Source organism: Mycobacterium asiaticum DSM 44297 (assembly GCF_000613245.1).
GTDB lineage: Bacteria > Actinomycetota > Actinomycetes > Mycobacteriales > Mycobacteriaceae > Mycobacterium > Mycobacterium asiaticum.
Genome location: NZ_HG964938.1, coordinates 836,585 through 863,110, shown reverse-complemented (window position 1 = coordinate 863,110; position 26,526 = coordinate 836,585). Strand labels below are relative to the sequence as shown.

Genomic DNA, 26,526 nt, shown 5'->3' with positions numbered 1-26,526 from the left:
ATGTTCACCTTTCGGTTTGTGGTCGGCCAGAGACGGCCGCCGCGATCAAGCGTGACGACGAATAACCCGCGACCGTCGGCAGAATGACGACCTCGCCGCCGTGCTGCCGCACGATTCCGGCCTCCGGCAGCTCATCGGCGGCATAGTCGCCGCCCTTGACCCAGATATCGGGACACAGTGTCTCCAGCGAGCGCTCCGGCGTCGGCCCGTCGAAGATCGCCACCGCATCCACGCACGCGAGGGCCCCCAATATCCGGGCACGGTCGACATCACGCATCACCGGCCGCCCCGCACCCTTCAATGCGCGCACTGAATCGTCGGAATTGACCAGAACGATCAATGCGTCACCGAGATCGCGGGCCTGTCGGAGCAGCCGGACATGGCCGGTGTGCAACAAGTCAAAGCAGCCGCCGGTGGCGACCACGGTCCGGCCATCGCGCCGCAGTCGCGCGGCCAGCGCGTCGACGTCGACATCAACCGGGTCGTGGCCATGGACCCGCACCGACAACGCGCCGGTGGCCAGGACGGGAGTCGAGACCGCGGCGGCGCCTCCGGCGGTCACGAAGCGAGCCGCATCGGCGACGGCGGCCACCACCGCCGCCGCCGGATCGGCGCCGGCACCCAGTGCCGTGGCGGCGGCGACGGCGAATCGGTCCCCGGCGCCACAGACATCAGCCGGAGCCCCACCCGCGGCCACGGACGACGGCACGGCGACATGGCGAACGCCCTCATAGAGCCCATACACCTGGGCCCCGCGTGCTCCCCGGGTGATACATACGGCCGCGGCGTCCCATCTCCGGCGCAGTGTCTCGCCTACGTCACCATGCTTGCGGTCCGGGCAGAAGTGCCGAGCTTCTTGCTGATTCGGCGTCACCAGTGCGCATCCGGGTACCGGAGGCGCGCCACGCGGGTGCGGATCCCACACAATCGGGATGCGGGATGCCATCCGTGTCAGCGCTTTTCGGATCTCGGGCAGCGAGGTTATGCCCCCGCCGTAGTCGGCAACGCATATCGCGCGTGCTTCGGCCAGCGCATTCAACACCTGACCCGGCAGTGGCGCGCTGACCGGGGCCGCATCGCCCCGGTCCAGCCGGCATATCGATTGACCGTGTGCTCGAATCCTGGTCTTGGTCACGGTAGTTCCGGTCGTCGGCAACTCGAGCACGCGTACGCCCGCGGCGACCAACAGGCTGCGCAGCTGGTCGCCGGCGTCATCCTCGGCAACGCCGGTGACCAGCACGACGCCGGTCTCGGTGCGGGCCGCGAGCAGCGCCGCCAGCCCCGCACCTCCCGGCCGCTGGACGAGGCGTTCGGCATCCACCACAGGCACCGGCGCCTCTGGGCTGAGCCGAGTCGCCGAACCCTCGACGTCCACGTCCAGCAATGAATCACCTACGATCACAAGCGGTTTCACAGTGCACTCGTTCCCAGCAATACGTCGTCGACCGCCATGCACAGGCCGTGCACCAGCATCAGGTGAATTTCCTGCACCGTCGAGGTGGCCGACGCGTCCACGCTGATCGCTTCATCGCACATCGCCGCCAGCTCGTTGGGGCCCCGACCGGTCAGGGCCCACGTCACCATGCCGACTTCGTGGGCGGCCTTCACCGCTGCCAGCACATTGCTGCTGGTGCCGCTGGTGGACAGGGCCACCAGCACGTCGCCGCTGCGACCGTGCGCCCGCACTCCCCGGGCGAACATTTCCTCGACACCGTAGTCGTTGGCTATCGCGGTCAGTGCTGAAGTATCGGCATGTAAGGCAATGGCGGACAGTGGTTTTCGCTCACCTTGGAAGCGGCCGACGAGTTCGGCGGTGAGGTGCTGGGCCTCGGCGGCGCTGCCCCCGTTGCCACAGGCCAGCAACCGGCCCCCGTCGGACAGCACCGCCGCCAGCTGACGGCCCCAACCGCGTAGGCGGGTCGCTTCGACGCTGGTCCGATCCACCGCCTCTCGCAGGGCATCGAAATGCAGTTCGATCATGGCTGTCCTCCTCTCGACCCAACCGCGGCAAGCAGTTCGGTGTCGGTGATTCCGTCCAGGCAGGGATGGCCCGGCACCGGACACACCCGGGCACGACTGTCTCGGCATGGCGCCGACTGGTCGCCCAGGACGGTGACCTGGCGCCCGTACGGACGCCACTGTTCGGCCGGCACCACCGGTGCAAACAGGGAGACGACGGGAGCTCCGACCGCCGCCGCCAGGTGCGCCGGTCCCGTATTGGGTACGACGACGACGCGCGCCGCGGCGAACACGGTCGCCAGCTCGGCCAGGTTGGTCCGGCCTCCGAGATCTGTGGCCACATCGGTTGCGACCGCCGCGGTGAGGTCGGCCTCGTCGGGGCCGCCGGTGACCAGCACCCGATATCCGGCCCGAACCAGCGCGGCCACCATCTGCGCGCTGCGGGCCGGGTTGGGCCGCCTGGCCGCCACCGCGGCACCCGGGTGGAAGACGACGTGCGGATCGGTGCCGATCGCATCCGCCAACGCGGGAGGCAGCGATGCCACCGCGCGGATGCGTAGGGTCCCGTCGTCCCCGGCGGGCAACCGACAACCCGCGGCCTCGGCCAGTGAAAGCGCTCGTTCCGGCTCGGGGATGCCGTCGGGCACCTGATGCCGCAGGTCCAGCAGCGTGCCGGGATAGTCGACGCAGATCGCACCCACCCAGGGCACCGATGCCATCCTGGCCAGCAACGCCAACGGCAACGGTGACTGATGGAACGAGGTGAAGATGTACATCCGGGCGGGCGCGATGTCACGCAGTTGCTTGATCAGCGCTTCGGCGTGGGAGGCGGTCAGTTCCGGCGAGTCGAAATCCACCCACGGCGCCTGCCATTCCACGATCTCGTCGACGGCTGGCAACAGTTCGGCAGCGTCCCGGCCGCGCGGTCCCACCAGCATTACGACCCGGTCGTGGCAGGCCCCGACGGCGCGCACCGCCGGGCCGACGATCAGCACGTCACCGGCACTGTCCAGGCGTGCGACCACCGCGGTACTCACCGGCACTCCCGCAGCACCACGGCGACCGCATCTTCCAGGGTGGGGGCTACCCGGGCGAAGACGTGCGCGTGCGCTACCTCGTCGGGAAGGGTACGGGCGGTCGGCACCAGGACCGCCTGCGCTTGCGCGGCCAAGGCGGCCTGCACGTCCCCTCCGGTGTCGCCGATCAGCACGCATCGCGACGCCGGTACCGCCAGCTCCGCGGCGGCGGCCAGCACCATGCCGGGTTGTGGCTTACGACAGCCGCAGCCGTCGGTCTCGCCGTGCACGCACACCTGCCAGCAGTCGAACGGGCCCAGCACCTCGTCGACCCGCGCGTTGACCTTGCCGAGTTGCTCCGGGGTGATCAGACCCCGGGCCACGCCGGACTGGTTGGTGACGACGGCGAGTAGCAAGCCACGCCGGCGCAGCCGGGCCAGCGCCCGCCGGGCCCCGCGGGTGGGCAGGACACCGTCGGGGTCGTTCAGATAGTGCCGGTCCACGATGAGGGTGTCGTCGCGGTCGAGCAATACGGCCAGCGGCGGGTCGCGCCGGGCGCCTCGGAACTCCCATTCGCCGGCCAGTCGGTGCCACACCGCGACCGGAGGTATCAGGATGCTGCTGACGGCCAGCCGCGCCGCCTGCCCCACTCGCGCCGGACCGCTGCGCCAGCGCTTGATCGCGAACTCCGCGGTCATCAGCAGCCACATCGCGGCCGCGACCCGCGCCTTCCGGCGCAGCAGTAGGCCCAACAGTGCCGCGCCCCCGGCGATCGTGGTCGCCACATGCGCGGGCATCCGGCCGGGTCCCTCGCCGATCATTGTCCGCCAGCCGCGCCCGTGCTTGCGGCGCATCAACGCGTTGTCGCGGTTACCGATCTGGGCGCGCACACTTGACCACCAGGTGGCCGGCGCGACGGGATGGGTACAACGCCGATCACCACGCAGGATCGCACCGCCGGCCGCCACCATTCGCACCGCCAGATCGGAGTCCTCGCGGTATGCGCGCGGGAAGCGCCCGTCGAAGCCGCCGACGGCAATCAGCGCATCCCGGCGGTAGGCCATGTCGGCGGTGATCCAGCGCGCCTCGGCCAGGCGGAGCGTGCGCCGTTCGTCGTCGGTGGGACGCCGGGACCCTGCCGTCGGCACCTCGAGGACCGCCTGTGAACCCACCGCACCGGCCGCCTCCGCCGCGTCGAGGTCGGCGATCACGACCGCTCGCCACTGGGGATGTGGCACCACATCGTCGTCCAGAAAACAGACCCAGCGCGAGTCGGCGGCACGCCACCCCACGTTGCGCGCCGCGGCCGGTCCGCGTCCGCCGCTGGTGACGACGCGCACCGGGAGCGCCACATCCACCCTCAGCCCGTCGGCGCCTCGCGGTCGATCGTCGACCACGATTATCTGCCGCGGCGCCGGCCCATGGCCCTGCTGCAGGGCGATCAGCAAGCGGTGCAACGATTCTCGCCCGATGGTGGGCACCACGACGGTGTAGTCCACGCTCATGGCTGCCGCCGCACCAGGTAAGAGCCGATGGCCAGCACGTCGATCGGCGATGACCCGAATACCTCAAGCGCATCCCGCGGGGTGTCCACCATCGGCCGCCCGGCGGTGTTAAAGCTGGTGTTGACCACCACCGGCACCCCGGTCCGCTCAGCGAACCTGCTGATGGCCGCATGCAGACGTGGGTCAGCGCTTTGGTCGACGGTCTGGATTCGCGCCGTGCCGTCGACGTGGGTAACAGCGGGGATCCGCTCTCGCCATGCCGGTGCGACGTCATGCACGAAAAGCATGTAGGGACTCGGCAGCGGTCCCCGGGAGAAGATCTCAGCGGCACGCTCGGCCAGCACCATCGGTGCTACCGGCCGAAATTGTTCGCGACCCTTGACCGCATTCAACCGTTCCAGGTTCGCGGCCTGCCGGGGATCGGCCAGCAACGAGCGGCCGCCTAGGGCGCGCGGACCGAATTCGGCGCGGCCCTGAAACCACCCGATCAGCTTGTTGTCGGCCAGCGCGTCACCGACGGCGGAGGCGAAGTCCGCCGGTTGTTCGTAGCGCACGGCCGCTTCGTCAAGGACAGCCTTGATCTGCCGATCCGTCCAACCCCGGCCCAGGTGCGCGGTCGGCATCGGTTCGATGGGCTCGTCAAAGGACGCGGCCAGACTCAGCGCGGCCCCCAGCGCGGTGCCGGAGTCCCCGGCGGCCGGTTGTACCCACACTCGATCGAAGCCCGACTCGGCGTAGATACGGCTGTTCGCAACGCAATTCAGCGCTACCCCACCGGCCAGACACAGCGCTGTCTCATCGCTGTGGTCACGCAGCCAGCCGACTAGGTCCAGCAGCACGTCCTCGACGACGAGCTGCACACTGCACGCAAGGTCGGCGTGCACCGGATCGAGGTCGTCGGCGCCCGGTCTCCGGCGTGGTGCCAGCTCGTCCCAGTCGATCGGCTCGGTGCGAAACCCGCCGTCGCTGCAGGCGTACACCCGTTGCCGCAGCTGGTCGGCGAACCGCGCCCGGCCGTATGAGGCCATCGCCATGACCTTGTACTCGTCACTGGATCGGGCGAAACCCAAGTGCTCGGTGAGGCTTTCATAGAGCAAGCCCAGGGAGTGCGGTAACTCCTGGACGGCGAGCACGTCGAGTTTGCGATCGCGGTAGACCCCCGCCAGCATCGACGCGCGTTCGCCGCGACCGTCGACCACCAGCACCGCGGTGTCGGGATGCGGCGATGCCAGCGCGGTCGACGCGGCGTGTGCGACGTGATGACGGACATGCCGTACCGATGCCGGGTTGAGCCCGGGCACGGCAGTGGCCAGAAACCGCGGCGCCCGTTGCGCATACATCGTGCGCAGGAATTCCCAGTCCCGGTCCAGCCCGGCCGGATCCAGCGGCTCCTCGTACATCAGCGTCGGGTCGTACGAGTAACCGATGGCGTCGATGTCAGTCGGCTGCAGCTGGGCCTCGGCCAGACACCACTTGATGGCGGCCACCGGCAGTTCCCATGTCGAGAACGGAACCGCCTGTTTGCCGTGCTTGCGTCGGGAGAACCGCTCTTCTTCAGCGGCAGCGACCACGCGCCCGTGACGACGACTGCTGCAGCAGAGTCGTGAAAAACCGCGTTGACGCCAAGGATCCGCACGCCGCCTCCTACCGGGCCACCGGCGCACTGAGCGAGGCGGCATCGGCATCGGTGGCCAGCCGGAACCACTCCAGCGTCGTCTTCAATCCGTCACGATGCTCGACCTTCGGTTCCCAACCCAGCCGCTCGCGCGCCAAGCTGATATCCGGGCAACGGCGCTGCGGGTCATCCACCACCGGGTCGGTGAACTCAATCGGCGAGTCGCTGTCGGCCAGCTCACGGATCAGCTTTGCCACCGCCAGTACCGAGACTTCGTCAGGATTACCGATATTGACCGGGCCATCGAAGTCACTGCCTGCCAACGCGATCAGACCGGCCACGGTGTCGTCCACATAGCACAGTGACCGGGTCTGCCGGCCGGTGCCGGACACCGTCAACGGTTCCCCACGCAACGCCTGCCGACAGAACGTCGGCACCATTCTGCCGTCATCGTCGCGCATACCGGGACCGTAGGTGTTGAAGATGCGTGCAACTCCGATATCGGCCAAGTCTTGGCGCTTGTAGGCGAAAGCCAACGCCTCCGCATACCGCTTGGCCTCGTCGTAAACACTGCGCGGGCCGATCGGATTGACGTTTCCCCAATACCTTTCGGTTTGCGGATGCTGTTCGGGGTCGCCGTAGACCTCGCTGGTCGATGCCAGTACCAGCCGGCCGCCACCACGGTGGGCTATCTCCAGCGCGGTGCCGGTGCCGGCGGACCCGGCACGAAGCGTCGCGATCGGTAGCCTGTCGTAGTCGACCGGAGAAGCCGGCGACGCGAGATGGAACACTGTGTCGAACCCGGTACCGATGTCATTGATGACTGCGGGGTCACAGATGTCGTGCTGCACGAAGCGGTAACCGGGCCGCCAGTTCAGCTTTGTCACCGCGTCGATTGCACTGGTGGACAAGTTGTCTACGCTGACCACCTCGACATCGGCCCCGAGCAGCTGACGGCACAGGTGCAGACCGAGGAAACCGGCGCCGCCGGTGACCAGGACACGCGATAGGGAACGCATCGGCCTGTGGTACCCGGCGACTGCGCGCTGAAACGCGCTGCGGCAGAGAGTTTCAGCGGCAGATCAACGGGTAGCCGCAGCGGGCATGACACACCTACCGCGCACCTCGTTCGTCATCGCGACACGTGACCGTTCCGAGGAGTTGTGCGCGGTGGTAGAACGCTTGCTGCGTACGACAGCATGTCCGATAGTGGTGGTTGACAACGACTCTGGCGACGATTCGGTAGCCGCCGCCCGCCGGCTCTCGGCGCGGTTCGGCGACCGGGTGCAAGTAGTTGCGCTCGACCGCAACCAGGGCGCGGTGGCGCGCAATATTGGTGTAGCGCAATGCGATACGCCGTACATTGCGTTTTGCGACGATGACTCGTGGTGGGAACCGACTGCCACTCAACTTGCCGAGTCGCTCTTTGATGCCCACCCTACCGTCGCGCTGCTGGCGGCGCGCACGGTGTTGTGGCCGACAATGAACGACGATCCGCTCGTCGCCCAACTGGCCGACAGTCCGCTTGGTCACGACCCCAAGCTGCCCGGCCCGTCAATCCTGGGATTCCAGGCCTGTTCGGCCCTGGTCCGCAAGAGTGCCTTCGAGTCGGCCGGCGGATTCAATCCGATTCTGCACTTCCGTGGCGAAGAGGATTTGCTTGCTTGGGATCTCGCGGCCGGCGGCTGGAATCTGTGTTTCTGCAATGCTTTAGTGGCCTACCACCAACCTTCCCTGCTGCGGAATTCAAGACCGGCCCAGCAAGCCCGCGTGCTGCGCAATACCATGCTGGCCGCGTGGCTGCGCCGGCCGGCGTCCCGATGCATCAAGACCAGCGCCGTGCTGGCCTGGGCGGCCACCCGCGACCGGTCGTCCCGAACGGCACTGCGTGAGGCGGTAGCCGCGCTGCCGGCGGTACTGCACGAGCGGCGCCGCCTGCCGGAGACTGTCGAACTCGCGGTTCGGATGCTGGAAACCTCCTGACCCGGAACATCTGCCGATCACCCGGACCGTTTGTTGGCCGACGCGACCTCGCGACGCACCGGCACCAGCTTCTCGTAGACGCGTTCAGTGTCGGCGGCCACCCGATCCCAGGTATACCGCGCCCGCGCACGTTCGCGACCCGCCGTACCCAGGCTTTGCCGGCGCACCCGATCCTCGAACAGCGCATTGATCGCTTCGGCTAACGCGCCCGGGTCTCTTGGTGGCACCAGACGACCTGTTACATCATCGACAACGGTGTCGCGGATTCCGCCCACTGCCGTCGCCACCACCGGCGCTCCGCAGGCCATTGCCTCCAGCGGCACGATGCCGAACGGCTCATACCAAGGGGTGCAGGCCACCACGTCCGCCGATCGCAGCAGGATAGGCATCTCCTTCCGGCTGACACCACCGAGCAACCGCACCCGGTGAGCAACACCAACTTCAGCGGCGAGTCGGGACAATCTTTGCGCTTCAGCATCATTAGCCAGGTCTGCCGCCGCCGGCCCTCCGACGATGGTCAGTTCCGCATCCGGGATGTGCGCGAGCGCACGAATGAGGGTTTCAAAGCCCTTCCGGGGCACCAACCTTCCGACCGAGACGATGCGCTTCACGTCGCTACGAGAAGCGACCGCGCCCTCCGGGGTAAACGCATCGATGTCCACACCGCATGGGACTACGGAGGTCCGGGATCTGGCACGGCCCATCCGGACCAGTTCGAAGACCTCATCCGTGCTGGTCGCCGCTACCCAGTCGGCGTTACGGGCCACCGCCGCCTCTATGTTGATTCGGCAGTCCGGACTGGTGTCATTCCCGCCCTGGTGCATCCGTTTGACCGACCCCAGTGCGTGAAAGGTCTGTACCGTCGGGACTCGATGTGGCGCCGCGGCCCGTTGGGTGGCCAGGCCGGACATCCAGAAATGGGCGTGTGCCACATCCGGCGGGTCAGCCAACCAGCAATCGCCCAAAAAGTGAGCGAAGGCGTACATATATTGCAGCAGTTCGTCTTTCGGCAACTTCGTGGCGGGACCGGCGGGCACGTGCACCACCGAATAGCCATGCCGGGTTTCCATGCAATCGGGCAGTGCCGGGTCTTCCCGGCGGGTGTACACCACCACGTCGTGGCCACGCCTGGCCAACGCCGCCGACAACTCGGCCACATGGACATTCTGTCCGCCCGCATCCACTCCCCCCAGATGCGCCAAAGGGCTTGCGTGTTCGGAGATCATGGCGATCCTCATGCGGGCTCCTTTCGTCAACGGCACTGCTCCTCGATAACGTCATCCCATTCGGCCAGGAAGCGCTCGCGACCGAATCGGGCGACGGCGAAATCCCGCGCGGCCTTGCCCGCAGCCCGCGCCATCGCGCAGTCGTTCATGAAGTCACGCAGCCCGCGCCCGAGTGTGGCAACGTCCGCGCTCACCACACCGGCTTCCGGCGGAACGGCAAAAGGAGCCATGGTGGTGCCGACGGCCACCACCGGCATGCCCAGCATCATCGCCTCTATCAGCGACAATCCGAGCGAGGTCCACCGAGCCGTGTGCAGGTAAACCCGCCGGCGCGCGACCTGGTCCCACAACTCCGGCGCGGCAACGTCACCGCGACCGGTCACACCGCCGCGGTTGGCGCGTAATACCTCGCTGCCAATGCCCCACACATCGATCGCACCGTACGCCGACAACGGCTCCAGCAGGTCGGCGCCGACGATGCGACCCCGACGCAGCGGCTCGTTGATCATCGTTGCAGCGCGCAGAATTTCGCCGCTGTACAAGGGGCCGGGGTCGGCGACGCCATGGTCGATCACTCGAGTGGGCGCCTTCCCGTTGTCCCACATCAACCGATTGAAGTCGGTGACATGGACCAGGAGGATGTCGGCCCGATCCGCCAGCGGGTGCCGGCTGCGCGCAGGGTGCGGTCGCGGTGCGTTGTGCTCGACGTACACCGCCGGGATATCGATCCCGGCGCGCAGACCGGTCCATCGAGTCAAGAGCGTCGACTCTTGGGGGTTTTGCAGCACGACGAGATCGATGTGCTCGTATCCCAAGCTCTCGACCGGGATTTCCCGCGCAGCGGGCCAGTCGCGTCCGGCCAGCCCAAGGGCGTCTCCATCGGGCGACACCGGTATCAGGTAGTGGTGCCGCCCCGCGACAAACGCCTGCGTCCAGGACCCATGTACGTGCCACAACAGCACGTTCCTGACCACAGGCCCGGCGACGCCGGGGTCCAACATGGCGAGCCAAATACCCTATAGGTCATTCGTTAAACGGTTCTTCAACCCTGATTTTCTTGGCATTTTGGGGAAGCGGTTGCCTACGCTCAAAGCGGGTATTGAAAATGGTGATGCAGGCGGCGAACGGGCAGGGTGACCTCGGCGGTGTAGTGGCGATTGGCGCTTCCGCAGGGGGAGTCGAGGCGCTGTCGAGCCTGGTTCCGGGCCTTTCCGCGGACTCGCCGTACGCCTACCTGGTGGCGTTGCACATCCCTCCCAGCGCTCCCAGCGTGCTGGCACGCATCATCGATCGCAAGGGTGCGTTACCGGCCAGGACCGCCGAGCACGGGATGAGGCTAGAACCCGGACACATCTACGTGGCCCGACCAGACCACCACCTGTTGGTTGCCGACCACCGGGTGGTGCTCTCCCAAGGCCCCACCGAGAACGGCCACCGTCCGGCGATCAACGCGTTATTCCGTTCAGTCGCAATCGCTTTCGGCCCACGCGCAATCGGGGTGCTGTTATCTGGCGTGCTGGACGACGGGGTATTGGGGCTGGAAGCGATCCGCTCCCGTGGCGGCATCACCATCGGCCAGACGCCCGACGACGCGCTGTTCTCCGCAATGCCGGCCAGCGCGGAAGCCGCTGGAGTACTGGATCGACAGGTCCGGGCCGCAGACATTGGTGCCGTGCTCAAGGAGCTGGCACAACGTAATATCGAGGAACCGCAAATGGAACCGGACGACTCCCTGGAACTACAGAACCGCATCGCCATGACGGCGCGTTTCAACACCGTCGACAGCCAGGACTTGGGTCCCGCATCCGGATACACCTGCCCAGACTGCAACGGCTCGCTGGCTAAAGTCGGCGAGGACAACTACCGGTGCCGGGTCGGGCACGCCTGGTCGCCGGATTCGCTACTCGCCGCGCGCGACGACGAAATCGAGAACGCCCTCTGGATCGCCCTGCGCAGCCTGCAGGAGAAAGCGAAACTCGCCAGGCAACTGGCGGATAAGGCCGGTAGAGGTCCGTTGTTCCAGCGCTACAACGCGTCGGCCGAGGAGACCGAACGGGCGTTGGCGGTGCTCAGCGAGCGGCTTTCGGCCGCCGGTCCGCGTCCCGGAGACGTCGATGAGTGAACCGCGCGCAGCCATTCTGATCGACGTCGAGGAACGCAGTGGCGTCTCCATCGTCGTCACCGACGGGGTGCTGGACTATGCCACGTATCGGGGTCTGCGGGACACGGTCATCAAGGCCGCCTTAGACGAACCCCGCGCGGTGATCGTCGATGTCAACCGGTTGTCGGTTCCGTCTCCGTCGGCCTGGTCGGTGTTCACCAGCGCGCGCTGGCACGTCAGCACCTGGCCGAATGTGCCGATTCTCCTGGCGTGCAGCGATATTGAGCGTCAGCGTGCGATCACGACGAGCGCGGTGACGAGGTATGTACCAGTGCACACGTCTTTGGAAGCCGCGCTCGATGCCGTCGACGATCTGGCCCTGCATGGGCGCCGCCGAGCACGTGCCGCACTCCCGCGCTCGCGCGCCAGCATCCGTCTCGCCCGCGGCATGATCCACGAATGGCTCACCACCTGGTCGGTAAATCAGTTGATTCCGGTCGCCGGGACGGTGGCCACCGTGTTCATCGAGAACGTCCTCGAACACACCGAAAGTGAGCCGGTGCTGGTCGTGGAGAATTTCAACGACACCCTCACCGTTGCCGTGGAGGATCGCAGCCATCAACCCGTGAACCGCCGTGAAGATGCCGCCGGCGGCATAGACGCCGTCTCGGGTCTGGCCATCGTCGGTGCCCTGTGCCGAGCCTGGGGCAGCACGCCGACATCCTCCGGAAAAACCGTGTGGGCGGTGATCGGCTCCGAGAATGAACTCTGACCTCCGCGAGTAATGTCAGGTGCTACCACGGCGTTAGGCGGACGGCACCCAATGAGCGGCACCCCGGACGAGTCCTTCGAGGCTCTGTTGCGGTACCTGCGGGATTCCCGCGGTTTCGACTTCACCGGTTACAAGCGAACGTCGTTGATGCGCCGCGTTCGCCATCGGATGGATCAGGCCGGGCATTCCAGTTTCGAGGAGTACCTGGATGTTCTGCAGGCCAGCTCCGACGAGTTCGCGGCGTTGTTCAACACCATCTTGATCAACGTCACCGCTTTCTTCCGCGACCCCGAGGCGTGGGGTTTTCTCAGCGAAGATGTCATCCCGCGGATGCTGGCCGAGCGTGGGCCCAACGATCCGATCCGGGTGTGGAGCGCCGGGTGCGCCTCCGGACAGGAGGCCTATACCTTGGCCGTCCTGTTGACCGAGGCGATGGGCATCGACTCGTTCCGCCAGCGCGTGAAGATCTACGCCACCGATATCGACGAGGAGGCGCTGGCCGAGGGCCGCGCCGCTTCGTTCGACGCCCGGGCCGTCGAGTCAGTACCGCAGGAGCTGCTCGGTCGTTATTTCGAGCAGGTCAACGGGCGCTACCTGTTCCACAAGGACCTGCGCCGGGCGGTCATCTTCGGCCGCAACGACCTGGTCAAGGACGCTCCGATCTCCCGCGTCGACCTGCTGGTCTGCCGTAACACCCTGATGTACCTGAATGCCGAGACGCAGCGAAACGTATTAGCCCGGCTGCATTTCGCGCTCGCGCCGCAAGGAACATTGTTCCTCGGCCACGCCGAGATGCTGCTGAGCTACAGCGACCGGTTCACTCCGCTGAGCCTGCCGAACCGTATTTTCCGAAAGGCCGCCGGTTCGCACCTGGGGGTCGACCGCTACGACCCGGGGACATCGTTCTACGAGCGGCAGGGTGAGCTGGCCGGCCTGACTACGGTGCGCGACCTCGCATTTCGCGCCAGCCCGGTGGCGCAGATCGTGGTGACCGGGGACGACACCGTCGCGATGATCAATCAGCAGGCCGAGAACATCTTCGGGCTCTCGGCCCGCGACATCGGCCGGCTGCTGCGCGACCTGGAGGTGTCCTACCGTCCCGTCGAGCTGCGGGCCTACCTGGAACAGGCGAAGGTGGAGCGGCGCTCGGCCCGCATTCAGGACGTGCGGTGGCAGCGTCCCGGCGTCGACACGGTGTGGTTCGAGATCCACGTCAATCCCTTGGTCGATGCGGAGAACGGGCTGCTCGGCGTGTCGATCGTCTTCTTCGACGTCAGCGCGACGCGCGCGCTGCTCGACAAGGTCGTGCAGACCAATCGGCAGCTCGAAACCGCTTATGAGGAATTGCAATCCACCAACGAAGAACTCGAGACCACCAACGAGGAACTGCAATCCACGGTGGAGGAGCTAGAGACCACCAACGAGGAACTGCAGTCCACCAACGAAGAGCTCGAGACCATGAACGAGGAGCTGCAGTCCACCAATGAAGAGCTCCACACGATCAACCAGACGCTGCGCGAACGCAGCCTCGAGCTCGACAACGCCAAGGATTTCCTGAACTCGCTGACCAATTCGGTGCAGCTGGGCTTGGTCGTGGTCGACCGGGAGATGCGGGTAGTGGTGTGGAACCGCGCCTGTGAACAGTTGTGGGGTCTGCGGACCGACGAGACGATCGGCGCGTCGTTGACCTCGCTGGACATCGGCCTACCGATGGACGGCGTGCGGCCCCTGATCGGACACGCCTTCGTCGACACCGATGGCGCCGGCGAGGCCGTCGTTGACGCGATCAACCGCCGCGGACGCCCGGCCCGGGTGCGCGTCACCTGTGCTTCACTCCGCACCACGACGGGCAGCATCGGCGGTGCGCTGCTGCTCATGGAGGTAGTCGGTTAGCACTGCACAGGTGCCGACTATCCGATAAGCGAACCTCTCGGCCGGTTCAGTTTCCCCCCTAGTGGCCCGGGTAACCCCTGCTTGTACACCGAGCGGGTGAAGGAGGAACCGCGGGAGTGAAGATCGCAATTGTTTGCGGAGACGACGTGTTTGCCGAGTATGACGAGCTTGCGGGGGATCACGTCGGGGAATGGCATTTACAGTTCTGCGCTGCTCTCGCGGAGCACGGACATGCAGTCACCGCCTATCCGCGGCAACGGATTGAGAACCCGGTTGACATCACTGATCGCGCCTTCCGGACCGTGCCCGTAAGCGTCGGACCGACGGCGACGCTCCGCCCGCGGGACGTACTGCCGTTCGTCGGTGAGTGGGCGGGTGAGCTGCACCAACTCTGGGCAGCCGATCCGCCGGACGTCGTGCATGCCTTCGGCTGGATCGGTGGACTGGCGGCACAACTGGCCGCGCGGCGGCTCTCGCTACCCACCGTGCAGAGTTGCCACGGACTGGACTCGGCGGGCTCGGCCGACGACGCGGAACGTAGCCGCGTCGAGCCGCTGTTGATCCGCAGCGCCACCTGGATGACCGGTGGCAGCAGCGAAGAACTCGACGCGCTCACCCGGCTACGGCGCCACCGATCCCGGCTGTCGGTCCTGTCGGCCGGAGTCGATGTAAAGCGCTTTGCCTCCACCGGACCTAAGCCAGCCGCGAACGGCATGCACCGCATCCTGCAGGTTGAGCCGAAGTCATTGCCACGCAACGGTTTCGACAAAACAATTGCGCTTCTCCCGAAAATTCCCGGCGCGGAGCTGATACTCGTGCAGACCGGCGCTGCTTCGGGGGACCGCCTCGAAGTAGAGCGGCTGGCCGCGCGGCTGGGTGTGAGCGACCGAGTTCACTTCCAGGACAACGTGATTGCAGGGGAACTCCCCTCGTTGATGCGGTCCGCCGATGTAGTGGCCTGCACCGCCCGCGAGGTGCCGCAGGCGACCACCGCGCTGCAAGCCATGGCCAGCGGAGTGGTCGTCGTCGGGGTGGCGGTAGGAGCGCTGGTCGACACCGTGATCAATGGCGTAACCGGGCTGCTGGTCTCGCCGACCAAACCATACGAGTTGCTGTCCGCGCTGAAAAACATGCAGGCAGAACAGTTCACACGGCAGAGCATGGGTTCGGCCGGGCGGTCCCGCGCATTGTCGCGATTCGCCTGGGACCGAATTGCCCTGGACGCACTCAACATTTACCAGCAGGCCAGTTCGCCGCCGGTGCCGCACCGACGGCGTGCCGCAGGCTACCCGCAGGGTCACATCAAGGTTTAAGGCGGACCTGTGTCTACATTGATCAGCGAAAACGGCCACCGCGTCAACGATCGTCCGGCGGAGACGCGCCCCGCCGGCGCGCTGCAGCACGAACACTTCGACACGACGGACGCCGAGGGCGTGAAGCGCTTCTTCGAGCGCGCATACAAGCCGGGGTGGCGGATCAGCGGTCTCCCGGCGGGATCGGCCTTTTCTCATCGGCGCTTCCAGGCGGAGTCCATTACCCTCGACGAGCTGGACCTCAAGGGCCGGGCCGGCTACGAGATCCGCAGCGACGAATCGCTGCTGGTGATCCAGCCGCGATCGGGCAAGCTGACCATTGCCGGCGAACAGGCCACCAGTGTGAGCACCGCGATCGTTGCCGCGGCGGGAATGCCCTGCGTGCTCTGGGCCGACAACGCGCGCTTCCACGTGGCGAGTCTGGACGTGCGACTGCTGAGCAAGGTCGCCGCCGACCGAAACGGTCCGCTGCCCCAACAGGTGCAGTTCATGGACTGGCGGCCGCGGTCCGATCAGGCCGCGCACAGCTGGCTGCGGGCCTTGGACTACGTGGTCACCACCTTCGAATGCGCCGACACCGCCCAACGGCCACTGATCGTTTCCGCGGCGGGCCACTTGCTGGCGGCCGCGACGCTGGAATGCTTCCCGTCCAACGTCAACGCCGAACAGGCGCTGCTGAGCAGCTCGGCGGTCCCACCGGTGCTCAAGAGCGCGGTGTCGTTCATTCATCGCCATGCCGGACATGGCATCGGAATCAACGACGTTGCGACCGCGGTACGTCTGACGCCCCGGGCGGTGCAGTACCTGTTCCGGCAGCACCTGGACACCACACCGACCGAGTTCCTCCGTCGAGTGCGGTTACACCACGCGCACCAGGACCTGATCTCCAGTGACCGGTCCACCAACACGGTCAGTGAGGTCGCCCAACGCTGGGGCTTCGCGCATACCGGCCGTTTCGCGGCGCTGTACCGCCGCACCTACGGCCAGAGCCCGCACACTACGCTCCAGCAGTGAGTTCGGCGCTGGTCATTCGCCCCGGGCGCCGATGTCGGCGACGAGGCTTTCGGCGATGTCCCGCAGCTTGATGTTGGACTCTTGGGATTGCTTCACCAGCAGGTCGAATGCCGAGTCGGCGTCGACTCCATATCGGAGCATCAGCACGCCCATGGCTTGATTGATCACCGCGCGGCGCGAATCGACAGAGAGCAGCGCGTCGCTGAGGTGCCGTTGCAGGTCGGCGTCGAATTGATCGGTGATGTCGACGTAGAACCCGCCGATGCCCAGCAGCCTGCCGTCAGGCCCGGTGATACGGTCTCCCACCACGACGACGACGTGCACGTTTCCGTTGGTATCTACGATTCGGTGCCGGCTGCTGAATGGGGCGCTGTGCCGGCGCACCTGGTCGATCAGCTCGGCAACGGTCGGCTTGTCGTCTGGATGCTTGTGCTCAAGCAGCAGTTGGGTGGTCGGTTTGACGGTGCCCGGTTCGTAGCCGTGCATTCGGGCGACCTCGTCCGACCATTCCCAGCGGTCCTCCCGGGCCAGGTAACGGAATTTTCCCACCAGCGGCCAGCGACGGACCTTCTTCCGCCGAGAATCTGCACACACCCGCCCCATGGTATGCCGATCTGCCCGGTCGCCCGGCGGTTTGGCACATGCCTGGTTCGCTTCGCGCGACATCCGGTCTTACGCTGTCTTGGCAAGCTCCGCCGACCCCGATCGGCCGTCACTTCTGGCGACTCGACGGATGAGCGTGCGGGTCGCCTTTTCCAGTATCAGCTGTGCTTGCGGCCGCGGGCTGCGTTCGGCCCGCCGCGTCGCCGACGCGATTGTCAGGCCCTGGCGATAACCGGTGACCACCCGCGGATCCACGTAGGAACCGCGCGCCACCGCGGGGGTATTGCCCAGTTCTTCGGCGACTTCGCGCATCACCGCCGCCTCCACACGCTTGGCGACGCGCTGCGACACCGCCGGGTCGGCGTCGGCAAACGCCACCGCGGCCAACACGGTGCCATGCCAGGTCCGCAGGTCTTTGAGACTGTACTCGTCGCCGACCAGTTCCTTGAACCGTGCCCGAAGGTCGTCCGCATGCACCTCCGTCCAGCCGGATGTGTTGCGGCACACCAATAATCGCTCGATCGGCTCGGTTCTGCGCAGCAACGCACGCACCGCGCGGACCACTTCGGGATCCTCGACCTCATAGGTGCGCCGCACCCCGCTTTTGGCCGGGTAGTCGAACGCCACGGCATCGCGGCGCACGGTCACGTGCTCGCACAGCAGGGTGGCCAAGCCGTAGGATTCGTTTTCTTCGGCGTACTGCTCGCCGCCGGCGCGAAAGTAGCCGAGGTCGACGAGATGCAGGCCCAGTGCCAGCACTCGATCGCGCCTCAGTCCTCGTCCAGCCAGGTCGCGTGCGATCCGTTCGCGATACGACGGCAACTGTTTGGACAGCTCCAGCACCCGATCGAACTTCTCTTCGGCGCGTTCTTGTTGCCAATTCACGTGGTAGAGGTACTGTCGGCGCCCCGCGGCGTCGGTGCCCACCGCCTGAATGTGGCCGTTGGGATACGGCGAGATCCAGACCTTCTTCCACGCCGGTGGTATCACCAGGTCCTTAATCCGCTGCAACGTCGCCGCATCGGTCACGAGTTCGCCGTCGGGACCGTAGTACGCAAACCCTTTACCTCGGCGCTTGCGGGTGAGTCCCGGCTTGTCCAGTACGCTGCGCCGCAGCCGCATCTCACTCCTAGATGTCTCCCCCGACTCGAGTTCGGCTGGAAGCTGAATTACCCGTGCCGCCAGCCGCTACACCTGCCGGGTTCGAAGCAGCAACGGCACCAACAGCCAAGAGACAGCGAACAGCGCGAGCGCACACGCACCCGCGATGACACCTGCGGCAACGCCGGCCACCGCGTCAAAAATGATCACCGTCACCCCGGTCAACGCCAGCCCTAATAGCAGCAGGCCTCCATATGCGCACCGGTGCGCTGCGGCGACCAACACAGAAAGCCGATGCCGCCGGAACAGCAACCGGTGCATGCCCACCGGAGCAATGAGGAACACGGTGGCTGCCACGGAGCAACCCACGGTCACCAGATAGACCATCCGGATCGGCTGGCTCATGACGTCGAAACGGGTTTGAAAGGGCAGCGTCAGCAGAAAGCCCGTCAGCAGCTGCACACCGGTTTGCACCACCCGCAGTTCCTGCAGCAGGCTAGCCCAGTTTCGGTCCAGCCGTTCTAGCTCAGTCTCGCCGCGCTCGCGGCGATTCCACTGCTGATCCCGTTCGGGATGGTCGACATCCACGACGTGATCATCCCCCTAACGCCAAACGACCCGCCACCTCGATGTGACGGGTCGTTTGCGGATCGTGCAGGGTCAGCCAGCCATGAACTCGTGGTAGGCCGATGCCAGGTTCGGCGGCAGCACCGAGACGTTGCACTGCCGCTCGGTGTCGCCGATCGGCGCCAGGATCCCGCGCAGCTCGTAGTACTCGTTGGGATGCGCGGTGAAGTAGCTGCGGATGTTGGCGGCGGCCTCTCCGCGGGGCTGCCCGTAAGCTGCCGAGACGACCTGATTGGCGCCCGGGTGCCCGGACAGGTACTGCTGTGCGTCGCCGGTCACCGAGGAAACGGTGGCCCGGACGCCTTCCGGACTGCAGTCGGGCGCGGCCGCGGCCGACGGCGCACCGGCAATACCCAGAGCGATTCCCCCGAGCAGACAACCGGCGCTGACGCCGGCAACTCGCCGACGCGCGACGTTACTGCTGAATTTCATAATGAATGTTCCTCCGAATGAGTGAACCGATCGTTGAGGTCCCGAAACCTCGAATTCCAAAGTAGCCGAAGTAAAAAGGTGCGTTGATTGCCGTTCGCGCACGACGAACATGCGCGTACGGCGCACACTGATAAATGTGTGACGCGAGCAACTCCCGTTGCGTATTTAGCTAAGCAAATGACCAAGCGGGTCAACGATTGATGAGATTTCTCAGAGAACGGCGCAGGTTCTTAAACAATCGTGATCTTGATTCGTGATGCAACCGTTATCTCAGGTCAAGCCAGCTCGGCAGGCCACTTCGTTTATTGGATACCATTGCGCCGCAACGGATCCGGCCTAACGGTTGAGCTTGCCGTCCCGCACACCGGTCAGTGCGTCGTCCAGCGTCGGGTAAAGCGGGAACGTCTTGTCCAAACCTGTCAGGTGAATGGGCCGCCGGGTGGCCGGTCCGCGAGCCACCACACCGAACTCCGCGGAATCGCCTAACTTCTCGTACGTCGCCGCCAGAATTTTGAGGCCCACCGAGCCCAGAAACTCGACCCCGGACAGATCAATAATCACTGCCTGCGGATTGTCCGAAATGACACCACCAATGGCTTCTTCGAGGGCCGGCGCCGTGACCAAGTCGATTTCGCCGCCGATGCTGAGCACAACGACGCCGTCGTGGTCGGAGACCGTGGCGGTGATCGAATCAGGAGCTGACAACGGCGATCCTTTGTCCGGGCCTTCGGTGTGCTGCAAGCCTAACCCGCCGTGCAGACCGCGAGAAGAAGAAGACCTCAACACGCCCGACGGCACCGCCCAAGCTACTCTCCCCATAGCACCTGCGCCTGCGGATGCGCGAGTCGGTGGGAGGGCATATATGTCTGATTCGGCGGCAGATTCCAGCGGCACCGGCACCGGCGTCTCCAGTGAAGGTTTGTTGCCGCAGCTGGTTCAGCACCTGCGGCGAAACAGAACCGCGCTGCGCGAAGAGTGGGCCCGCCGGATCACCGAAGCGGAGTTGCTTACCGCGATGACGCCCGAGGAGATTTTCTCCGAAGCGACAGCCGTCTACGACAACTATGTCGAGGTGCTCGAGACCGGTAGCGTCGAGGCCCTGCAGGACTACGCGCGGGACCTCTCCGAGCGCATCATCCCCCGTGGGGTGGAAACCGACGAGGTGCTCGGCATCGTGCTGCTGCTGCGTGACGTGCTGGCGCGCTCGCTGTTCGAGAAGTACCAAGCCGAGTTCGACATGCTCAACCGGGTGCTGGATGCCTACGAGCCGGCGGCCAACCGCATTGCCAACACCGTGGGCGTCAGCTTCGTGCAGGAACGCGAACGCATCATCCGTCAGCAGCAGGAAGCGATCCGCGAGCTGTCGACGCCGGTGCTGCAGGTGCGCGAGCAACTCCTGATTCTGCCGATCATCGGCGTGCTGGACAGCCAGCGGGCCAGGCAGGTTACCGAGCAACTGCTGCGGGCTATCCGGGCCAATCGCGCCAAGGTGGTCGTCATCGACATCACCGGTGTGCCGACCATCGACTCCACGGTGGCCAACCACCTGGTGCAGACCGTCGACGCGTCGGGACTGATGGGCGCAAGCGTGATCATCACCGGCCTGTCCTCCGAGATCGCGCTCACTCTGGTCACCATCGGGCTGGACCTGTCGAAGATGAATGCCGTCGGCGACCTGCAGGGCGGTATTGAAGAAGCCGAACGTCTGCTGGGTTACGAAGTCACCCGCACCGGCGAGTAAACCGGCTCCGCATGCCAGTACCGATCTTGAAGCAGGGCGCGATCCTGATCGCGACCGTGCAGGCCGCTTTGACCGACTCAGACACCGAGCGGCTGCGCGAAGACCTGATGGAGCGGGTCAGCCGGTTCCGCGCGCAGGGCATAGTCGTCGATGTCACCGCTATCGATGTCATGGATTCCTTCGCTGCTCGGTCCCTGCGGACGATCGCGCACATGACTCGGCTGCGGGGGGCCACCACGGTGATCGTGGGCCTGCAGCCCGAAGTGGCGTTCGCAATGGTGCAACTGGGGCTGGCATTCGACGACATGAGCACCGCGCTGGACCTGGAAGAGGGCATTGCACTGCTCAACAAGCAGCTTGGACTGGCCAAATGGACGATCGGGCGCGACGGTGGCGGGTGAGACGGTGGTCGCCATCAACACCTCCGACGACATCGTCGCCGCCCGTAAGGCCGGCCACCAGCTCGCCCTGGATCTCGGGTTCTCACTGACCGACGTGACGATGATCGCGACCGCGATCTCCGAGATCGCCCGCAACATCACCAGCTATGCCGGCCGAGGCGAGGTCCGGGTCGGCGTCGCCGACCGCGAGGGCCGGACGGCGCTGGTGGTCCGCGCCGAGGACGACGGCCCCGGCATCGCCGATATCGACCGCGCGATGGAAGACGGTTACACCACCGGACGCGGCCTGGGGATGGGGTTACCCGGGGCCCGCCGGCTGATGGACCGACTGATCGTGGAGTCGGCGCTCGGTCGCGGCACGGTCGTCGAGATGTGGAAATGGGTTCCGGCCCGTGCCTGACCGTTGGCGATCGGGGGGGCGGTTCGGGCCGATCGAATGGGCGACGGCGAGCCGGTCACGCCCCGGCGAGTTGGCGTGCGGCGACCAGACGGTGGCGATTGACGTCGACGGGGACATCGCACTGTTCGGCGTGCTGGACGGTCTGGGCCATGGTCCGGCCGCCGCCAGCGCGGCGCTCGCGGCTGTCGAAGCGTTGACAGCAGCGCGGACCGAGCGTCTCGAGGTGCTCATCGCGCTCTGCCACCGCGTGCTGGCCGGCAGCAGGGGCGCGGCGATGACCCTGGCGCAGATCGATACGAAAACACACAAGTTGAGCTGGACCGGGATCGGCAATGTCACCGCCCATCTGGTCGCCAAGACCATAAGCGGTGTGCAGGTCCGATCCAGTGCCCGGCTGGTCGGCGGGATCGTCGGTTTCCGTATTCCGGAAACCCGTCCGGCGCAAGTGGTTCCGATTCGTACCGGGGATCTGCTGGTAATGGTCAGTGATGGCATAGACCCGGATTACTTGGACAACATCGATTTCGCGGCCTCCGCCGCCGACATCGCCGAGCAGATCCTGACCAAGCATGCCAAGGAAACCGACGACGCCACGGTACTCGCGGCACGTCACCGGGGTATCTCGTCATGACCTACACCGCCGACTTCCACCACCAGTACGTCACCGCGCTGCACAGCTACGTGCAGAATCGCGACGAGGACAGCCTGGCCGCCGGATATGACCTCGGCCGACGCGCCCTGCAGGAGCAGGTCAGCATGCTCGACATCATCGAGAACCATTTCCGCCAGGTCGACGAGCTGTCCAAGAAATCGAGCGTCGACGCCGCGACCGCGCTGGAGTTCCTGCTGCAGACGCTGGCCGCGCTTGACGTCGCGACCCGCGGATTCCTCGACGGCACAAGGCGATACGCGGAGCAACGGGCCCGCGCCGAGGACCTGGCCGACCGGGAGGAGTTCCGGACCGCGTTGGTGAATTCCCTGCAGGAGGGCTTCTTCGTCGCCGACAAAGACGGCGCGATAGTGGAGATGAACAACGCGTTCGCCGAGATCCTCGGCTACCCGCCCGAAGGCATGCCCTATCGGTGGCCGCAGCCATGGTTGATCGACAAGCGGATCGCGGCCGAGCACCAGGCGCGGGTCCGTACGGAAGGCAGTGCCCAGTACGAGATTCCAGTCCGGCACCAGGACGGTCACCTGGCTTGGGCAGCGGTCAGCATCAACGCGGTCCGACGGGGCGGGGGCGAACTCGACGTCTACGTAGGAACCGTTCGCGACGTCACCGCCGAACGCGCCTTCGCCGCGCGGGAAAGCGCCGTAATGCGGTTGGCCACCTCAGTCAGTGTGGCCAAGAGCGTGGCCGAGGTGCTGGCGATCACCCTCGAGGAATGCCGGACAGCCTTGGACGTGAGCCGTGTCGTCGCGGTGATGTGGCCGCCCGGCGACGGGGAACCGGCGGTCGTGGTGGCCGGTGATCCGCCCGAAACAGGCTGGCGCACAATGGATCCCCAGCTACGTCAGACATTTCAGGATGCCCGTCACCAGTTGCCGTTGACCGCTAAGACGGTCACCAGCTCAGAAGCGGACGGGAAGACGCACGGGTTGGTTGTTATGCTCTCCGGCGCCGCGGACGTGGCGTTGTGGCTGGAACTACGGGTCCCACGGTGGGTTTCGGCCGAAGACCGGTTGCTGATCACCGTGCTCATCGGTCACCTCAGCCTGGCTATTCAGCATGTCCGCCAATTCGAGAGTGCCCGCGTCACCTCGCTGACACTGCAGCGCGCGATGTTGCCGCCGCTGAAGCCACCGCCGGGCTTCGCCGTTCGCTACGAACCGGCGGTGCCACCACTGGAAATCGGCGGGGACTGGTATGACGTCCTCCCGATTGATGACAACCGCATCGGGATCGTCGTAGGCGACTGCGTCGGGCGCGGGCTGCCCGCCGCGGCGATCATGGGGCAGCTGCGCAGTTCAGCCCGAGCGTTGTTGCTCACCGGGGCCAAGCCGGCGGTACTGCTCGAACAACTCGACGCGGCCGCATCGCTCATCCCCGATGCCTACTGCACCACAGTGTTTTTGGCGATTCTGGACACGGCCACCAGCGTGCTGGAGTACAGCAACGCTGGGCACATGCCGGCCGTGCTCGCCCAACCCGGGTCGGGCGAAGCGAAAATGCTCACTGATGCGAGTTCTGTGCCGCTGGCCGTGCGGCGCAACGAGACTCGTCCGCAGGCTGCCAAGGTGCTGCTCCCAGGAGCCACATTGATGCTGTTCACCGACGGTCTGGTCGAGCGCAAGCACGAGTCGATCGACGAGGGACTTGCGCGGGTCGCCGCGGTGCTGGCCGGCTCCGCTGAGTTGCCGGTCGACGCTGTTGCCGACACGGTGCTAGAGCAACTGGCTCCGGCCACGGGGTATGACGATGACGTCGCGATGGTGGTGTACCGCCACGAGCTGGCGCCGCTGCGCATCCAGACCCATGCCGTTCCAGAAGAATTGGCCCCCATCCGCCGGCGCCTGACGTCGTGGCTTCGAGCTGCCGGCGTCTCGGACGAGCAGGCCGGTGACATCGTGCTGGTGCTCAGCGAAGCCTGTACCAACTGCGTCGAACACGCCTATGCGGGCCGGAATGCCGCAGACATGTCGCTCGAGGCAGCGCTCGTGGACAACGAAATACACGCCCGGATAGCCGATTCCGGCCGCTGGCAGCCGCCGGCGGAGAATCCGGGCAACAGCGGCCGGGGATTGCTGCTGATGCGGGCGATGAGCGCCTCGATGCAGGTCAACGAGGGCGCCGACGGAACAGTCATCGACATGGTCTTTCGGGTCGGCCGGCCGAGTCCGGATGAGCAGGGTCACTGAAGGGCGCCGTTTGTATGTGTGCCATGAGGGTAAACAATTGCGTGACCTACGCGTCGATCATTGCTGAACCGGCCCTGCCTGCGGCCCACGGTCCGTTGTCGACCGCGGTGCGCCGCACCCTGAGCGCGCCCGCTTCCCGTGAGTTGTCTGGGCGCCTCAGCGCCTCGGTCCGTGACGCGGATCCTTACGGCCTGGACCTGCAGCTGGCCCTGTACATGTGTTACGAGCTGCACTACCGGGGCTTCGCCTCCGTAGACCCCGGATGGGAATGGAATCCCTCGTTGCTGGCCCTGCGGTCGGAACTCGAGCGGGCTTTTCTGGCTGGGGTGCACCGCGATGTCGGGCCGATCGATGCCGACCATACCGCCGCAGCCGAAATGGACGCCATCACAGTCGAACCGGCCGATGGGACGGGGCCGTCGTACTATCTGCGGGACAACGGGACATGGGAGCAGATGCGCGAGTACTTCGTGCATCGGTCGCTCTATCACCTCAAGGAGGCGGACCCGCACGCGTTCGCTATTCCCCGGCTGAGCGGCACCGCCAAGGCGGCGTTCGTCGCGGTGGAGTTCGACGAATACGGCGCAGGCAGCGGCATACGTATGCATCAGCAACTCTTCGCTGACCTGCTCGAAGCGGCCGACCTCGACTCGACTTACCTGGCCTACCTGGACGCGGTGCCCGCCGAATCGCTGGCGGTGGTGAACCTCATGTCGCTGTTCGGGTTGCACCGGCGCTGGCGCGGCGCGGCCGTCGGGCACTTCGCGTCGACGGAGATCACCTCACCGCCCGGCTCACGCCGCATGGTTCAGGCGCTGCAACGCCTGCAGGCGCCCCCGGCCTGCGTCGAGTTCTACCGCGAGCACGTCGAGGCTGACGCGGTCCACGAACACGTGGTGCGGCAGTCCGTGGTCGGCGATCTGGTGGCGCGAGAACCGCACCTCGACTCCGACGTGGTGTTCGGGATCAGGGCGCACGCCGCCGTGGAGAATCGTCTGGCGGATGCGGTGATGGCCGCGTGGCAGCGGGGTGAGTCCTCGCTGCGGCGCCCGCTCAGCTGAGTTTGGCTTTTACTTTGGTGCTCCGGCATCGCCGGTGGCTGGTGTCGCACAGCGGATAGTCCTGGCTGCGCCGGCACGTGCAAATGGCAACCATGAACCGGTCGGATTCCACCACGGCGCCGTCGGGCATCTCAATCGATACCGGGCCAGACACCAACACCGGCCCGTTCGGCACCACCTGAACGCGAGTCGTGCTCACGGCTTGTCTGCCCGGATCACCACAAGTTCCTCTTCCCGGCAACCTGGCGCGATTTGGCCGGTCTCCTCCAGCCATTCGGCCCGGGCCGTCAACACCGGTCCGAACGGAATGAACTTTCTGGCAACAACATACGCAGCCAGCCCCGTCGCGCGCAATGCGTCCAGCGTCTGCCGGGTGCCGGCGAGACCCGAGTGCACCAGTAGCAACGAACCGCGATCCGACAGCAGCTTTGACGCCGACGCGCACAGCGGATCCAGCACCAGGCGTCCATCGAGACCGGCGTTCCACGCCCACGACGGACCCGCGGTCGACGGAATCACGTCCGTGTCGTCGACGGCGGGGGTGGGAACGTATGGCGGGTTGGATACCACCACATCGAACGGGCCGTAATCCAATGCGTTGGCCCAAGAGCCTTGCCGCACATCGACTTCGACCCCGGCATTGGCGGCGTTGCCGCGAGTGTACCGAACGGCATGCGGACAGATGTCGAAGGCAGTCACACTGGCGCAACCCATTTCAGCGGCATTGATGGCGATGAACCCGGTGCCAGTACATAGGTCGAGAACTCGGCGCCCCGGAATCAAACCCGTCCGCCGCATGGTGTCGACAAGCAGGAAAGAATCGGATTGCGGCTGGTACACCCTTTCGGCGACCAGAGAATCACCCGGTGCTGGGTATGTGGTCGTCACGGCAAGCCTTTCTCGA

General features: G+C 66.0%; 26 protein-coding genes and 1 pseudogene. 12 read left to right on the top strand and 15 right to left on the bottom strand.

The features are described from left to right. Positions 1-4 precede the first annotated feature (4 nt). The 6 genes and pseudogenes from BN972_RS29335 to BN972_RS22920 form a co-directional block, all read right to left on the bottom strand. The gene (locus tag BN972_RS29335) at positions 5-1,414 is read right to left on the bottom strand and encodes a PfkB family carbohydrate kinase (RefSeq protein ID WP_036362874.1); all 1,410 of its coding nucleotides are present in this window, start codon (positions 1,412-1,414) and stop codon (positions 5-7) included. Continuing rightward, the gene (locus BN972_RS29330; protein ID WP_036362870.1) at positions 1,411-1,980 is read right to left on the bottom strand and encodes a D-sedoheptulose-7-phosphate isomerase; all 570 of its coding nucleotides are present in this window, start codon (positions 1,978-1,980) and stop codon (positions 1,411-1,413) included. The genes BN972_RS29335 and BN972_RS29330 overlap by 4 nt, the downstream gene beginning before the upstream one ends. Beyond that, positions 1,977-2,996: a glycosyltransferase family 9 protein gene (locus BN972_RS29325; RefSeq protein WP_200869757.1), complete on the bottom strand. Its 1,020-nt coding sequence runs from the start codon at positions 2,994-2,996 to the stop codon at positions 1,977-1,979. The genes BN972_RS29330 and BN972_RS29325 overlap by 4 nt, the downstream gene beginning before the upstream one ends. Then, complete coding sequence (locus BN972_RS22930) at positions 2,993-4,480, bottom strand: HAD-IIIA family hydrolase (protein WP_036362867.1); 1,488 nt, start codon at positions 4,478-4,480, stop codon at positions 2,993-2,995. Before BN972_RS22930 ends, BN972_RS29325 begins: the two co-directional genes overlap by 4 nt. Then, positions 4,477-6,116 (bottom strand): annotated as a pseudogene (locus BN972_RS22925) (carbamoyltransferase family protein). Before BN972_RS22925 ends, BN972_RS22930 begins: the two are co-directional and overlap by 4 nt. Positions 6,117-6,124: 8 nt before the next feature. Further along, the gene (locus BN972_RS22920) at positions 6,125-7,114 is read right to left on the bottom strand and encodes an NAD-dependent epimerase/dehydratase family protein (RefSeq protein WP_051545732.1); all 990 of its coding nucleotides are present in this window, start codon (positions 7,112-7,114) and stop codon (positions 6,125-6,127) included. Between the two features lie 85 nt (positions 7,115-7,199). Between BN972_RS22920 and BN972_RS22915 the strand changes: the two genes are divergently transcribed. Continuing rightward, a complete protein-coding gene (locus BN972_RS22915) occupies positions 7,200-8,078 on the top strand; it encodes a glycosyltransferase family 2 protein (protein ID WP_036362864.1) in 879 nt (292 codons plus the stop codon). 17 nt (positions 8,079-8,095) lie between these two features. Here the strand turns inward: BN972_RS22915 and BN972_RS22910 are convergent, their stop codons facing one another. Continuing rightward, positions 8,096-9,316, bottom strand: coding sequence for a glycosyltransferase (locus BN972_RS22910; protein WP_036362860.1), 1,221 nt, complete (start codon positions 9,314-9,316; stop codon positions 8,096-8,098). Between the two features lie 14 nt (positions 9,317-9,330). Further along, positions 9,331-10,305, bottom strand: coding sequence for a glycosyltransferase (locus BN972_RS22905; RefSeq protein WP_051545731.1), 975 nt, complete (start codon positions 10,303-10,305; stop codon positions 9,331-9,333). Between the two features lie 104 nt (positions 10,306-10,409). Here BN972_RS22905 and BN972_RS22900 point away from each other — a divergent pair, with 104 nt between their 5' ends. The 5 genes from BN972_RS22900 (at position 10,410) to BN972_RS22880 (ending at position 16,397) form a co-directional block, all read left to right on the top strand. Beyond that, complete coding sequence (locus BN972_RS22900; protein WP_036362857.1) at positions 10,410-11,426, top strand: chemotaxis protein CheB; 1,017 nt, start codon at positions 10,410-10,412, stop codon at positions 11,424-11,426. Next, positions 11,419-12,177, top strand: a complete 759-nt coding sequence (locus tag BN972_RS22895) for an STAS domain-containing protein (protein WP_036362854.1) — start codon at positions 11,419-11,421, stop codon at positions 12,175-12,177. The genes BN972_RS22900 and BN972_RS22895 overlap by 8 nt, the downstream gene beginning before the upstream one ends. 51 nt (positions 12,178-12,228) lie before the next feature. Next, the gene (locus BN972_RS22890) at positions 12,229-14,070 is read left to right on the top strand and encodes a CheR family methyltransferase (protein WP_036362851.1); all 1,842 of its coding nucleotides are present in this window, start codon (positions 12,229-12,231) and stop codon (positions 14,068-14,070) included. Between the two features lie 116 nt (positions 14,071-14,186). Next, the gene (locus tag BN972_RS22885) at positions 14,187-15,383 is read left to right on the top strand and encodes a glycosyltransferase (RefSeq protein ID WP_036362849.1); all 1,197 of its coding nucleotides are present in this window, start codon (positions 14,187-14,189) and stop codon (positions 15,381-15,383) included. Positions 15,384-15,392: 9 nt separating this feature from the next. Next, a complete protein-coding gene (locus tag BN972_RS22880; RefSeq protein WP_235192552.1) occupies positions 15,393-16,397 on the top strand; it encodes a helix-turn-helix transcriptional regulator in 1,005 nt (334 codons plus the stop codon). Between the two features lie 12 nt (positions 16,398-16,409). Here the strand turns inward: BN972_RS22880 and BN972_RS22875 are convergent, their stop codons facing one another. The 5 genes from BN972_RS22875 to BN972_RS22855 form a co-directional block, all read right to left on the bottom strand. Beyond that, positions 16,410-16,991 (bottom strand): PAS and ANTAR domain-containing protein, encoded by a 582-nt coding sequence (locus tag BN972_RS22875; RefSeq protein ID WP_235192551.1) that lies wholly within the window; start codon positions 16,989-16,991, stop codon positions 16,410-16,412. Between the two features lie 78 nt (positions 16,992-17,069). Then, the gene (locus tag BN972_RS22870) at positions 17,070-18,122 is read right to left on the bottom strand and encodes a DNA topoisomerase IB (RefSeq protein ID WP_036362846.1); all 1,053 of its coding nucleotides are present in this window, start codon (positions 18,120-18,122) and stop codon (positions 17,070-17,072) included. A gap of 66 nt (positions 18,123-18,188) precedes the next feature. Beyond that, positions 18,189-18,689, bottom strand: coding sequence for a DUF6328 family protein (locus BN972_RS22865; protein ID WP_036362842.1), 501 nt, complete (start codon positions 18,687-18,689; stop codon positions 18,189-18,191). 72 nt (positions 18,690-18,761) lie between these two features. Beyond that, complete coding sequence (locus BN972_RS22860) at positions 18,762-19,160, bottom strand: heme-binding protein (protein WP_036362839.1); 399 nt, start codon at positions 19,158-19,160, stop codon at positions 18,762-18,764. A gap of 336 nt (positions 19,161-19,496) precedes the next feature. Continuing rightward, positions 19,497-19,865, bottom strand: a complete 369-nt coding sequence (locus BN972_RS22855; RefSeq protein ID WP_036363775.1) for an STAS domain-containing protein — start codon at positions 19,863-19,865, stop codon at positions 19,497-19,499. A 157-nt stretch (positions 19,866-20,022) separates the two neighbouring features. Between BN972_RS22855 and BN972_RS22850 the strand changes: the two genes are divergently transcribed. The 6 genes from BN972_RS22850 to BN972_RS22825 are packed head-to-tail and all read left to right on the top strand — an operon-like array spanning position 20,023 to position 25,622. Beyond that, the gene (locus BN972_RS22850; RefSeq protein ID WP_036362836.1) at positions 20,023-20,901 is read left to right on the top strand and encodes an STAS domain-containing protein; all 879 of its coding nucleotides are present in this window, start codon (positions 20,023-20,025) and stop codon (positions 20,899-20,901) included. An 11-nt stretch (positions 20,902-20,912) separates the two neighbouring features. Beyond that, positions 20,913-21,302: an STAS domain-containing protein gene (locus tag BN972_RS22845; protein ID WP_036362833.1), complete on the top strand. Its 390-nt coding sequence runs from the start codon at positions 20,913-20,915 to the stop codon at positions 21,300-21,302. Further along, positions 21,292-21,702, top strand: a complete 411-nt coding sequence (locus BN972_RS22840) for an anti-sigma regulatory factor (protein WP_036362830.1) — start codon at positions 21,292-21,294, stop codon at positions 21,700-21,702. Before BN972_RS22845 ends, BN972_RS22840 begins: the two co-directional genes overlap by 11 nt. A 31-nt stretch (positions 21,703-21,733) precedes the next feature. Beyond that, positions 21,734-22,333 carry a SpoIIE family protein phosphatase gene (locus BN972_RS22835; RefSeq protein WP_051545776.1) on the top strand — a complete coding sequence of 200 codons (600 nt, stop codon included), beginning with the start codon at positions 21,734-21,736 and terminating at the stop codon, positions 22,331-22,333. Beyond that, the gene (locus BN972_RS22830) at positions 22,330-24,561 is read left to right on the top strand and encodes a SpoIIE family protein phosphatase (RefSeq protein ID WP_036362825.1); all 2,232 of its coding nucleotides are present in this window, start codon (positions 22,330-22,332) and stop codon (positions 24,559-24,561) included. Before BN972_RS22835 ends, BN972_RS22830 begins: the two co-directional genes overlap by 4 nt. 23 nt (positions 24,562-24,584) lie before the next feature. Further along, complete coding sequence (locus BN972_RS22825) at positions 24,585-25,622, top strand: iron-containing redox enzyme family protein (protein WP_390176230.1); 1,038 nt, start codon at positions 24,585-24,587, stop codon at positions 25,620-25,622. Here the strand turns inward: BN972_RS22825 and BN972_RS22820 are convergent. After that, the gene (locus tag BN972_RS22820) at positions 25,615-25,821 is read right to left on the bottom strand and encodes a CDGSH iron-sulfur domain-containing protein (protein WP_036362820.1); all 207 of its coding nucleotides are present in this window, start codon (positions 25,819-25,821) and stop codon (positions 25,615-25,617) included. The two genes, BN972_RS22825 and BN972_RS22820, sit on opposite strands and share 8 nt — an antisense overlap. Further along, entirely contained in the window at positions 25,818-26,510 is a 693-nt protein-coding gene (locus tag BN972_RS22815) for a HemK2/MTQ2 family protein methyltransferase (RefSeq protein ID WP_036362817.1), read from the bottom strand. The genes BN972_RS22820 and BN972_RS22815 overlap by 4 nt, the downstream gene beginning before the upstream one ends. Between the last annotated feature and the right edge of the window lie 16 nt (positions 26,511-26,526).

What these genes read in the sequence shown, in the direction of transcription:
- BN972_RS29330 (WP_036362870.1), bottom strand. Translation starts at nt 1,980, where the DNA reads ATGATCGAACTGCATTTCGATGCCCTGCGAGAGGCGGTGGATCGGACC.
- BN972_RS22930 (WP_036362867.1), bottom strand. Translation starts at nt 4,480, where the DNA reads ATGAGCGTGGACTACACCGTCGTGGTGCCCACCATCGGGCGAGAATCG.
- BN972_RS22920 (WP_051545732.1), bottom strand. Translation starts at nt 7,114, where the DNA reads ATGCGTTCCCTATCGCGTGTCCTGGTCACCGGCGGCGCCGGTTTCCTC.
- BN972_RS22915 (WP_036362864.1), top strand. Translation starts at nt 7,200, where the DNA reads ATGACACACCTACCGCGCACCTCGTTCGTCATCGCGACACGTGACCGT.
- BN972_RS22910 (WP_036362860.1), bottom strand. Translation starts at nt 9,316, where the DNA reads ATGAGGATCGCCATGATCTCCGAACACGCAAGCCCTTTGGCGCATCTG.
- BN972_RS22905 (WP_051545731.1), bottom strand. Translation starts at nt 10,305, where the DNA reads ATGTTGGACCCCGGCGTCGCCGGGCCTGTGGTCAGGAACGTGCTGTTG.
- BN972_RS22900 (WP_036362857.1), top strand. Translation starts at nt 10,410, where the DNA reads ATGGTGATGCAGGCGGCGAACGGGCAGGGTGACCTCGGCGGTGTAGTG.
- BN972_RS22895 (WP_036362854.1), top strand. Translation starts at nt 11,419, where the DNA reads ATGAGTGAACCGCGCGCAGCCATTCTGATCGACGTCGAGGAACGCAGT.
- BN972_RS22890 (WP_036362851.1), top strand. Translation starts at nt 12,229, where the DNA reads ATGAGCGGCACCCCGGACGAGTCCTTCGAGGCTCTGTTGCGGTACCTG.
- BN972_RS22870 (WP_036362846.1), bottom strand. Translation starts at nt 18,122, where the DNA reads ATGCGGCTGCGGCGCAGCGTACTGGACAAGCCGGGACTCACCCGCAAG.
- BN972_RS22860 (WP_036362839.1), bottom strand. Translation starts at nt 19,160, where the DNA reads ATGAAATTCAGCAGTAACGTCGCGCGTCGGCGAGTTGCCGGCGTCAGC.
- BN972_RS22850 (WP_036362836.1), top strand. Translation starts at nt 20,023, where the DNA reads ATGTCTGATTCGGCGGCAGATTCCAGCGGCACCGGCACCGGCGTCTCC.
- BN972_RS22845 (WP_036362833.1), top strand. Translation starts at nt 20,913, where the DNA reads ATGCCAGTACCGATCTTGAAGCAGGGCGCGATCCTGATCGCGACCGTG.
- BN972_RS22830 (WP_036362825.1), top strand. Translation starts at nt 22,330, where the DNA reads ATGACCTACACCGCCGACTTCCACCACCAGTACGTCACCGCGCTGCAC.
- BN972_RS22825 (WP_390176230.1), top strand. Translation starts at nt 24,585, where the DNA reads ATGAGGGTAAACAATTGCGTGACCTACGCGTCGATCATTGCTGAACCG.